The 9567-nt window shown below is 45.7% G+C and carries 12 protein-coding genes and 1 pseudogene; 6 read left to right on the top strand and 7 right to left on the bottom strand.

The genetic code is table 11. The features are described from left to right. Nucleotides 1-270: pseudogene (locus tag BM049_RS11915) on the top strand (ISLre2-like element ISAot1 family transposase); the annotation flags it as partial. Between the two features lie 146 nt (nt 271-416). Further along, nucleotides 417-638: a DUF378 domain-containing protein gene (locus BM049_RS10820; RefSeq protein ID WP_091531603.1), complete on the top strand. Its 222-nt coding sequence runs from the start codon at nt 417-419 to the stop codon at nt 636-638. 60 nt (nt 639-698) lie between these two features. Here the strand turns inward: BM049_RS10820 and ald are convergent, their stop codons facing one another. The 3 genes from ald to mgsA are packed head-to-tail and all read right to left on the bottom strand — an operon-like array spanning nt 699 to nt 2501. Further along, a complete protein-coding gene (gene ald, locus BM049_RS10815; RefSeq protein WP_091531602.1) occupies nt 699-1811 on the bottom strand; it encodes an alanine dehydrogenase in 1113 nt (370 codons plus the stop codon). A 30-nt stretch (nt 1812-1841) separates the two neighbouring features. Then, nucleotides 1842-2039, bottom strand: a complete 198-nt coding sequence (locus BM049_RS12225) for a DUF6199 family natural product biosynthesis protein (RefSeq protein WP_091531599.1) — start codon at nt 2037-2039, stop codon at nt 1842-1844. Nucleotides 2040-2078: 39 nt separating this feature from the next. Beyond that, nucleotides 2079-2501, bottom strand: coding sequence for a methylglyoxal synthase (mgsA, locus tag BM049_RS10805; protein WP_091531596.1), 423 nt, complete (start codon nt 2499-2501; stop codon nt 2079-2081). A gap of 181 nt (nt 2502-2682) precedes the next feature. Here mgsA and BM049_RS10800 point away from each other — a divergent pair, with 181 nt between their 5' ends. The 4 genes from BM049_RS10800 to BM049_RS10785 all read left to right on the top strand — a co-directional run bounded on the left by BM049_RS10800 (nt 2683) and on the right by BM049_RS10785 (nt 6261). Then, a complete protein-coding gene (locus BM049_RS10800; protein WP_091531594.1) occupies nt 2683-3198 on the top strand; it encodes a type 1 glutamine amidotransferase domain-containing protein in 516 nt (171 codons plus the stop codon). Between the two features lie 761 nt (nt 3199-3959). Then, nucleotides 3960-4697 carry a methionine ABC transporter ATP-binding protein gene (locus BM049_RS10795; protein WP_091531592.1) on the top strand — a complete coding sequence of 246 codons (738 nt, stop codon included), beginning with the start codon at nt 3960-3962 and terminating at the stop codon, nt 4695-4697. Beyond that, nucleotides 4690-5376: a methionine ABC transporter permease gene (locus BM049_RS10790; RefSeq protein WP_091531589.1), complete on the top strand. Its 687-nt coding sequence runs from the start codon at nt 4690-4692 to the stop codon at nt 5374-5376. The genes BM049_RS10795 and BM049_RS10790 overlap by 8 nt, the downstream gene beginning before the upstream one ends. Before the next feature lie 30 nt (nt 5377-5406). Beyond that, nucleotides 5407-6261: a MetQ/NlpA family ABC transporter substrate-binding protein gene (locus BM049_RS10785; protein WP_091531588.1), complete on the top strand. Its 855-nt coding sequence runs from the start codon at nt 5407-5409 to the stop codon at nt 6259-6261. A 78-nt stretch (nt 6262-6339) separates the two neighbouring features. Here BM049_RS10785 and BM049_RS10780 read toward each other — a convergent pair whose 3' ends face one another. The 4 genes from BM049_RS10780 to BM049_RS10765 form a co-directional block, all read right to left on the bottom strand. After that, nucleotides 6340-7251, bottom strand: coding sequence for a nuclease-related domain-containing protein (locus tag BM049_RS10780; protein WP_091531584.1), 912 nt, complete (start codon nt 7249-7251; stop codon nt 6340-6342). 111 nt (nt 7252-7362) lie between these two features. After that, the gene (locus BM049_RS10775; protein WP_143079488.1) at nt 7363-7866 is read right to left on the bottom strand and encodes a hypothetical protein; all 504 of its coding nucleotides are present in this window, start codon (nt 7864-7866) and stop codon (nt 7363-7365) included. 36 nt (nt 7867-7902) lie between these two features. Further along, complete coding sequence (locus BM049_RS10770; RefSeq protein WP_091531578.1) at nt 7903-8685, bottom strand: ABC transporter ATP-binding protein; 783 nt, start codon at nt 8683-8685, stop codon at nt 7903-7905. Beyond that, nucleotides 8682-9563 (bottom strand): ABC transporter permease, encoded by an 882-nt coding sequence (locus BM049_RS10765; RefSeq protein WP_091531576.1) that lies wholly within the window; start codon nt 9561-9563, stop codon nt 8682-8684. Before BM049_RS10765 ends, BM049_RS10770 begins: the two co-directional genes overlap by 4 nt. Between the last annotated feature and the right edge of the window lie 4 nt (nt 9564-9567).

Genomic DNA, 9567 nt, shown 5'->3' with positions numbered 1-9567 from the left:
CGGACGAAAAGACAGGGACGTAGTTGGACAAAATCAGGTGTAGCTAATGTCGTAGCATTACTAACAGCAGAGCAAAACAGTCTTCTGGAAAAAGCTTTGACCACAAAAGTTGATTCTATCGTTGAACCGTTAGGTGAAGATCTTAAGGGAGCAGTCCGTCAGGCTTTGAAAAAGCCTCGTTCAACCACACACACTGTTCAAACTGGGAAAATATCCAACTTTGGCCCTGTGAGTAGCTTCATTGGGAAATTAGGCCAGGCATTTTCCTAAAAATATTAACACAACATAATTTCTGTTAATTCTACTAGTTAAAGGTTACCGAGAAAAACTTGACGCATACTTTCGATAAGAAACAATCGACATTTTTGCATAAATTTCGTATGATAAGAGTAGAAGCGAACGAAGGAGGACCTATAGTGAAAATAATAGACCGCACAGCGCTGACTCTACTCATCATTGGTGGCATACATCTTTTACTTATCGGCTTGTTCGGATTTAACATAGTCGAAACTTTACTCGGCGAAGTCGACCAATGGAGTGTGCGCATCGTTTATATTTTAATTGGACTGAGTGCTTTATGGTGCTTTAAATACTACTCTTTCACTCCAAGAGGCGGAAGTCGGTTAAAAGACAGGTAATATGATCTGAAAAAGACAGGCTGCAGAAATTTCTGCAGCCTGTCTTTTTGTTTCCCCTCTTTAAAGGAGTGAAGATAATTCAGTATAGCCAAGACCCAAGTCGTTGGCTACGGCTTCGTTCGTCACTTTTCCTTTATAAACATTCATACCGGCTGCTAGACCGTCATTGGCTCGCATCGCTTCAGTCACGCCTTTATTGGCAAGTTGGAGCGCATATAGAATCGTATCATTCGTCAGTGCCAGTGTCGCCGTTCGAGGAACCGCACCTGGAATATTCGCTACAGCATAGTGAACCACCCCATGTTTCACGAATGTCGGCTCGTCATGAGTGGTCGGTTCATTCAATGTTTCAAAATTCCCGCCCTGGTCAATGGCGACATCCACGATAACAGATCCTTTTTCCATGGATTTGACCATTTCTTCAGTCACTAATTTAGGCGCTTTATGGCCCGGAATCAGGACGGATCCGATGACCAGATCAGATTCCTTGACTGCTTTGGCAATATTCGAAGGGGTGGATGCCAGAGTCTGAACATCATTCCCGAACAGGCGGATCAGTTCACGCATACGTTCCGGATTCAATTCCAGGATGTTGACCTTGGCACGCATGCCGATAGCCATACGCGCCGCGTTTTCACCCACGACACCACCGCCGACAATGGTCACCGTTCCTTTTTCGACACCGGACACGCCGCCGAGCAGTAAGCCTTTGCCGCCCTGTTTTTTCTCAAGGTGATGAGCACCCAGCTGGACAGCCATGCGCCCGGCCACTTCACTCATCGGCGTCAAAAGAGGCAGCGCACCGTTTTTTGTGACTGTTTCATAGCCGATAGCCGTCACTTCATTGTCGGCAAGTGCTTTTGTCAGCTCAGGCGCGGCAGACAAATGAAGGTATGTGAACAGGATCAGTTCTTTGCGGAAGTACTCATATTCTTCTTTCAGAGGTTCTTTCACTTTCATTACCATATCTGCACTATCCCAAACTTCCTTAGCTGAATCAATAAGTCTGGCACCATTTGCACTGTACTCGGCATCAGTAAAGCCGCTGCCTTCGCCGGCATTTTTTTCGACCAGGACCTCATGTCCACTATCCAAAAGACGTTTAACATTGAACGGGGTCAAGGCCACACGGAACTCATTATTCTTTATCTCCTTGGGTAGTCCGATAATCATAAGTGTAAAATCCTCTCTGTTTTATATTTTTTATAGTAATGCATCAGCCAGCAGCAAAAGTATGCCGGTTATAATAAACAGAATCCCCCCTGCTCGGATAAGCAGAGGAAACCAGTCTGGAAACTGAGTACGGGCCGCCCGTTCCCTGGCGTTTTGCGCCCATCTTTCAGAATATTTGAACGAAAAATATCCATATACGATTAAAGCTATCCCGATAACAATTAGCATGCTTGTCTCCTTTAATTAAATACATGGGTGATGCCGCACTTAAAAATGTAAAGTGTCACGATCGGTTCCTCTAGTCATGTCCCGCCACTGATAAAAGCCGGCATCCAGTCCGCGCAGCAGCACTTCAGCTGAACCCATATTTGTAGCCAGTGGAATTTCATACACGTCGCACAAGCGCAGCAAAGCGGAGATATCCGGTTCATGTGCCTGAGAGGTCAATGGATCACGGATGAAAATCACCAGATCCATTTTATTGTCGGAAATGTAGGCGCCGATCTGCTGGTCGCCTCCAAGCGGGCCGGATTTAAACCGGTGAATATCCAAGCCCGTTTCATCCATGATCCGCTTACCTGTTGTCCCCGTGGCGTAAAGCTTGTGTTTGCTTAAAATCAGTTTGTACGCACCGGCAATTTTAACGATATCGTCTTTCTTTTTATCATGCGCTATCAAAGCTATGTTCAAAGTTGATCTCCCCCATTCAGTGAAAACTGTATACTTTATTTAATTTCATCATAACACAGTTTATTCAAAACAATGAATATTTCAGCTGATTTCATTTCGATTTGAGTAATCGTTTTGCTTGTTTATAAAATCGAGGAGCGATAAACTGATATTAGATTGATTATAAGGAGGATTTTTAATCATGAGTAAGAAAGTAGCAGCCGTACTAACCAACTTATTTGAAGATGTCGAATTCACATCACCGAAAGAAGAACTGGAAAAAGCTGGACACACCGTTGAGACCATAGGATTTGAAGCAGGTGAAACGGTGGAAGGCAAAAAAGGCAATGCCTCGGTAACGATCGACAAGAGTATCGATGAGGTCGCGCCAGACGACTATGATGCCCTGCTTATCCCAGGCGGATATTCACCGGACAAACTGCGTAAAGATGAGCGTTTCCTGAATTTCGTGCGTGCATTCGCGGACAAAAAACCCATCTTTTCCATTTGTCACGCCCCACAGTTGTTGATCAATGCCGAAGTAGTGAAAGGCAAAGACATTACATCCGTCAGTCAGGTCGCCATCGATTTAAAAAACGCCGGTGCGAACTTCCTGGATAAAGAAGTCGTTAAAGATAAATCCGGTCTGATTTCAAGTCGTACACCAGATGACTTGCCCGCTTTCAATAAAGCGATCACCGACGCATTAAGTGAGTAAATTATAATTTTTACGTGGCGAATCCTTAGATGTTTTTAAGGATTCACACCTCATGATTTGGTAAACTCATAGTGTGGAAAATAAGTACACGTTTCTTTTCTCCCCAAACGGATAAAACAGAGGAATCCCCCGAAACGTCTGTTGAATCTGTGAAAAGAAAATTTATTTGAGACCATTGTTCATTCTCCCCGGATTGAATGGTTTTTCTCAAATGACATATATTAGACGTTAAGTCTTATCCCCAAAACCACCTTTTCTAGAGGAAAAGGTGGTTTTTTATGTGCCCACGGCTTCCTCTGGCGGTTTATTCATCCACAGGACCCTAAATATAAAAAAGGCTAAACTTTATCATATATTCATCATAAATAATTCAAATTTGTTTTCTATACTTAACTCATACCCACAACAACCAACTTATTTTTATGGCAGCCGTGCTCCTCCAAGCATTGGCTGACCACTCCTTTTTTTACCACTAGCTGCCTGGCAGCTAGTGGTTTTTTGTTTGCCTTCAGCGTGAAACCTCACCCTAAAAACAATATTGCATTTTAGTGATGCGGTGGTTTCTCTTTCATTTCTTTTACAAATCCCTCTATACCAGCTTATTCTGACTTATACTTAGTCTAAGAAACCCTTCGCTAAAATCATTAAAAGCGTAGGAACCGTTTTCACTTTGCGCTTTTCCCTCAGACTTTCTATAATGAAGCATGTTACTTTTGTGTCTCACATTTTACCGGTAAACATTGTGAGAAAGGAGAACACAGATGATTGAATTTGATCACATCACTAAAACATTTAAGGAAAAAGACCGTTCTTTCACTGCGTTGTCAGACATTACGCTCTCCATTCATGAAGGGGAGGCGTTTGGCGTCATTGGTGAGAGCGGTGCGGGGAAGTCAACGCTCCTCCGACTGATAAACGCTCTGGAGAAACCTACTAAGGGATCAGTGACCATTGAGGGCGTTGCGGTTGCACATTTGTCAAAAGCAGACTTACGGGATATGCAGAAACGCATCGGTATGATTTTCCAGCAGTTCAATCTGCTGAACAATAAAACCGTTGCAGAAAATGTGCATCTGCCTTTGGAACTGCATGATTATCCTGATCCATTGACAACGGAAGAGGTCCTCCAGTTCGTTGGTCTGGAAGACAAGAAAAACAGCTACCCTTCTCAGCTTAGCGGTGGGCAGAAACAGCGGGTGGGGATCGCCCGTGCCCTCATCACCCGACCGGACATTTTACTGTGCGATGAACCGACCTCAGCTTTGGACCAGAACACCACAGAAGAAATCGTCGAGGTCCTGAAAAAAGCACACAAAGAATTCAAAATGACGATCGTCGTGGTGACCCACGAACTGCCTGTCATCAAGGAACTGTGTCAGCGGGCAGCGATCATGGACCAGGGTGAAGTCAGAGAGGTCATCGGCGTCAAGCGGTCAGACGAACGGGGCAATGTCAAACCTTATCACGAGCGGGCGATCGAGGTGTTGAGCAATGGCTGAAAGTATAAGCTTGTACATCGAACGCGTCCTTGAATACCTTCCGCGCATGCTGGAAAGTTTAGGCGAAACAGGGATCATGCTGTTCTTCGCCATGCTGGCAGCCATTCTGATGGGGATTCCAGTCGGTACGCTGCTTTATCTGACCAGCTCCGGACAGGCAACAGAAAACCGTCTGCTCAACCGCATCATCAACGCGCTGGTCAATATCATCCGGTCGTTTCCGTTTTTACTCTTAGTCGTGGCTATGCAGCCCTTTATCAGACAGGTCTATGGCCGGGCGACGGGAGACCCGATCGCTGCTTCTTTCCCGATGGTGGTCATTGCGATCGCCTTATACGCACGCTTTGTGGAACAGTCCTTGAAAGAGATTCCTAAAGGGATCATTGAAACGGCACAGTCCATGGGGGCGACGACTTGGCAGCTTGTCTGGAAATTCTTGTACGTGGAAGCACGGAGCAGTCTGGTCATCGGCTTCACCACAGCCGTCATCAGCTTTGTTTCCTACTCCACCATCATGGGTGTGGTCGGCGGCGGCGGGATCGGTGACTTTGCCATCCGCTACGGCTATCAGCGCTATGAGACCGACATTATGTACACGGCTATCGTCCTGATCATCATCCTGGTCGAGATTTTCCAGTGGCTGGGACTCAAACTGGCTAAGAAATTAGATAAACGATAAAAATACTTACTATAGAAGGAGATCATTATTATGTTTAAAAAAGGATTATTACTGGGAACCACGGCTTTACTTTTATCCGCCTGCGGTGCAGCTGACGAAACGACAGAAGATGCCGCAAACGAAGGAACAGAAGAGACAACGGAAGAAACAGTGACCATCCGTGTCGCTTCTCACCTTCCTCCGATGACCGATGTCGTTGAGATCGCCGGAGACGTAATCGAAGAGGGCTATGAAGTGGAACTTGTCGAAGTATCCGACAATATCCAGTACAACGAAGCCCTGCTTAACGAAGAAGTGGATGCCAACTTTGCCCAGCACGAACCCTTCATGGAAATGTTCAATGAAGAACGTGACGGCAATTTAGTGGCCATCCAACCGATCTATAATGCCATCGTCGGCTTCTATTCACCGGTTTATGACTCTCTCGAAGACATCGAAGATGGTGCGGAAGTTGCCATCCCGAGTGACCCGACCAATGAAGCGCGCGCTCTGGTGACTCTTGAAGAGCATGACTTGATCACGCTGGATCCGGACGTCGATAAATCTCAAGTCACCGATGCCGATGTTGTTGAGAATCCCTACAACTTCACCTTCACACATGTCGACCTCTTGAACCTGACAGCGGCTTATGAAGACGGTGTGGAATTAGTGTTCAACTACCCAACCTATATTGCGGCCGTTGATCTGACACCTGAAGATGCCCTGATCCTGCAGGCAGACGAAGAAAACCGTTTTGCGCAGACCCTCGTCGCCCGTGAAGACAACCAGGATTCAGAAGAAATCCAGGCACTCGTTGAGGCCATGACCAGCCAGGAAGTTTACGACTTTTTAGATGAATTGGCTGAGAACGGTCACTTGAGACCCTCTTTCGAACCAGGCGAATAATATTTGAATATGTAGAAACAGACCGTTCAGTCTTAAGTGACTGGACGGTCTGTTTCTACTTATTAGCTAACACCTCGATTACTTGTAAAAAGCACCTTGAGTCGTACCTTGCACGGAAAAATTATTTTGAAGGATACTTCTTATTTTTCTGTAATAAACGTCCTGACCGCAGAAATCATTGACTAAGGCAGTCGTCAGTTTTTCATCGGGAAAAAGATGTTTCAGTTCCTTGACGCTTTCTAAAACTAATTCTTCGATCGACATCTGTTTATAACATGTTTTGCAATAACATGCGCGCTGAGTGATCATAAGATCAAATGAGCCGCAGGGACACGAGGCACCCGTTCTCAGATCTTCAAATCTATAGGAAGGCAGTTGTTTATGGAAAAGGGAATTTATCTGGTGTCTATCGACCAGTTTATTCGCTAGATGGTTAGCTTGTTTTGTCAGATTCCTGCACCTGGCATTTATTCCACCTAAGTGCTCCTTTAGTTGTGTAGGAAAAATAATCGGGTCTTCCAGACTGGCATTATAAAGAGTAAATGCGTCGTTGATAAATACAATATGTGCTTCGATTCTATATGGCATGCCCCAGTCCTTAAGCAGTTGACGCAGCAGTTCTTTCGTTCGTTTAAGCTGGATCAGAGGATTGGTTATTTCCTGTCCGCTTGTATAAGACAACTGTCCCGAGTTCATTTGAAAATCACCTTTATAATTCTTTATCTCATAAAGGTAAATCGTATCAAATGTGACTATAAGCGCATCTATCTGAAAAGTATTCCCTTTACTTTCGATCAGCAAATCATTTACTACCAGAGCTTCACTGTTAAGATGCGTTTTGACGAGTGCGTCAAAACGTTCCTCTCCTTCAAAGCCTTTTTCCAGACTGATCAAGTACCGTTTATCTGCATCGTTCAGTTTCGTTCGCTTATCCAAATAATTCAACCCAATGAGCAGTTTTGATTTTTCTCTCTTCTTAATGATTTTCATCTCTTCACCTCACTAATTATATTGTCAAATTAGCGAAAAAATGATTTTTTTAGTGTAAAGAAATATTGCATAGAGAACAAAGATGAAGAGAGAGGATCCTCTCTCTTCCAATTAACAGCACTGAAGAGGAACGATTAGGCGAGCACGCCTAATCGTGTCCTTATTGGGTTTAGTTACTGCAAAAATCAGTTGAGTACGTCTAACTCGTACCTCATTAGCATCACCCAAATTAGTTTCCTCATGGGTACACCTAATGATAGCTACATTGGACGTACTCACCGCCAATTTCTCTTGGGTACGTCCTTTGTGCCCAACATTAGCATCACCCAAATTAGTTTCCTCATGGGCACACCTAATAATAGCTACATTGGATGTACTCAGCGCCAATTTCTCTTGGGTGCGCTCTTTGTACGTCACATTGGCATCGCTCAACCGGATTTCTTCTCGAGTATCCCTAATGATAGCCACATTGGACGTACTCGCCGCTAATTTATCTTGGGTGCGCTCTTTGTACGTCACATTGGCATCGCCCAAACCAGTTTCTCCTTGAGTACACCTAATGATAGCCGCATTGGACGTGCTCGCCGCGATTTCCTCGTGAGCCCGCCCAATCATTTACAAAACCAGCACGTACGGTCCACCAGTCTAACTTTAAACCGTCTCCAAAGCGTCTTCTTTCTCAAACAGCACAAACAAATCTTCCAGTGTGAGCTTGTCTTTTTCTTCCTGGTTCAGATCCAGTTTCACTTTACCGTTTTCCATCAGAATCAAGCGGTTCCCGTAAGTCAGGGCATCTTCCATACGGTGCGTGATCATTAAACAGGTCAGCTCTTTTTGCTGGATCATCTGATTCGTCAGGGTCATCAGACGTTTGGACGTTTTTGGATCCAGGGCCGCGGTATGCTCGTCTAAAAGCAGCAGATCCGGCTGGGTCAGTGTCGTCATTAAAAGGCTCAGCGACTGGCGCTGCCCCCCGGATAAATGACCGGTCGGTGTATCGAGATGATGCTCCAGGCCGTTACCGACTGAGGCACACAACTGTTTAAAGTCTTCATGATTCTCTTTCAGCTTTCTTGGGAGAAAGTGACGTTTCTGCCCGCGTTTCAAGGCCAGCAAAAGATTCTCTTCCACCGTCATGCGCGGTGCTGTCCCCATTTTAGGATCCTGAAACACGCGACCGATAAACCGTGCGCGCTTTTCTTCGGGCCAGTTCGTTACCGGCTTTCCATTAAACGCAATCCGGCCGCTGGTCACGGGCTGAGAACCCGTGATGCTGTTGAACAACGTCGACTTCCCGGCTCCATTGCCGCCTAAAACTGTTATAAAATCTCCTTCGCGGATCGTCAGATCGACATGATCCAGAATCGTGTTGTTTTTATCCGATTCATTTTCTATGATTTTTGTGACTTGCTTCAATTCCAGTAGTCTACTCATGCACGCTCTTCCTTTCCACTTAGCCTATCCAGTTTGAGTCCCTTGCGAAGCTGTGGTGTCATCAGGAAGACGGCCAGTATCGACGAACTGAAAATACGAATATAGGTCGTATCGAAGCCGAAGCGTATTACGCCTAGAAGCAGCAGCTGGTACAGCACACTTCCGATAACGATCGTCACCAGGCGTTCGCCCAGAGTCACTTCCTTGAACACCACTTCGGCGATTATGATCGAAGCCAGACCGATGACGATGATGCCTATGCCGCCGTTGACATCCGCGTATCCGTTACTTTGTGCGATCAGGGCACCGGATAAGGCGATGATGCCGTTGGACAAGACCAGTCCCAGGATCTTCATATTGTCCGTCTGGATTCCGAGCGACCGCGCCATCGATTCATTATCGCCTGTGGCAATGTACGCCTGGCCTTTACTGGTGTAAAAGAAGAACAGCAGCCCACTGATGACAAGAGCCAGAACACCTATACCCACGATCACCACATCAAAGTAATTCGGCAGTCCAGTGAATGCATCGTAAAGTCTGGGATGGTTTAACAGACTGAGATTGGGACGCTGCATCACGAAGAGCATCACAGAATGCAGACCTGACATAACTAAGATACCCGACAAGATAACGGGAACTTTCCCTTTGGTGAAAAGTAACCCCGTCACCAGCCCAGCCCCCATCCCTGCGAAAACAGCCACAAGTGTAGCAACTACCGGATGAATCCCTGAAACGATGGCGGTGACGGCAACAGCCGCTCCCAATGGAAACGATCCTTCCGCCGTCAAGTCCGGAAAGTTTAGTATACGGTAAGTCGTGTAAATACCTATCCCTAAGATAGCCCATAGAAAACCCTGTGCGATTGCGGATATAAGCATGTTC

Origin of the sequence: Alkalibacterium subtropicum, assembly GCF_900112455.1 — a bacterium.
GTDB lineage: Bacteria > Bacillota > Bacilli > Lactobacillales > Carnobacteriaceae_A > Alkalibacterium > Alkalibacterium subtropicum.
This window is presented reverse-complemented; position numbering and strand designations above follow the sequence as displayed.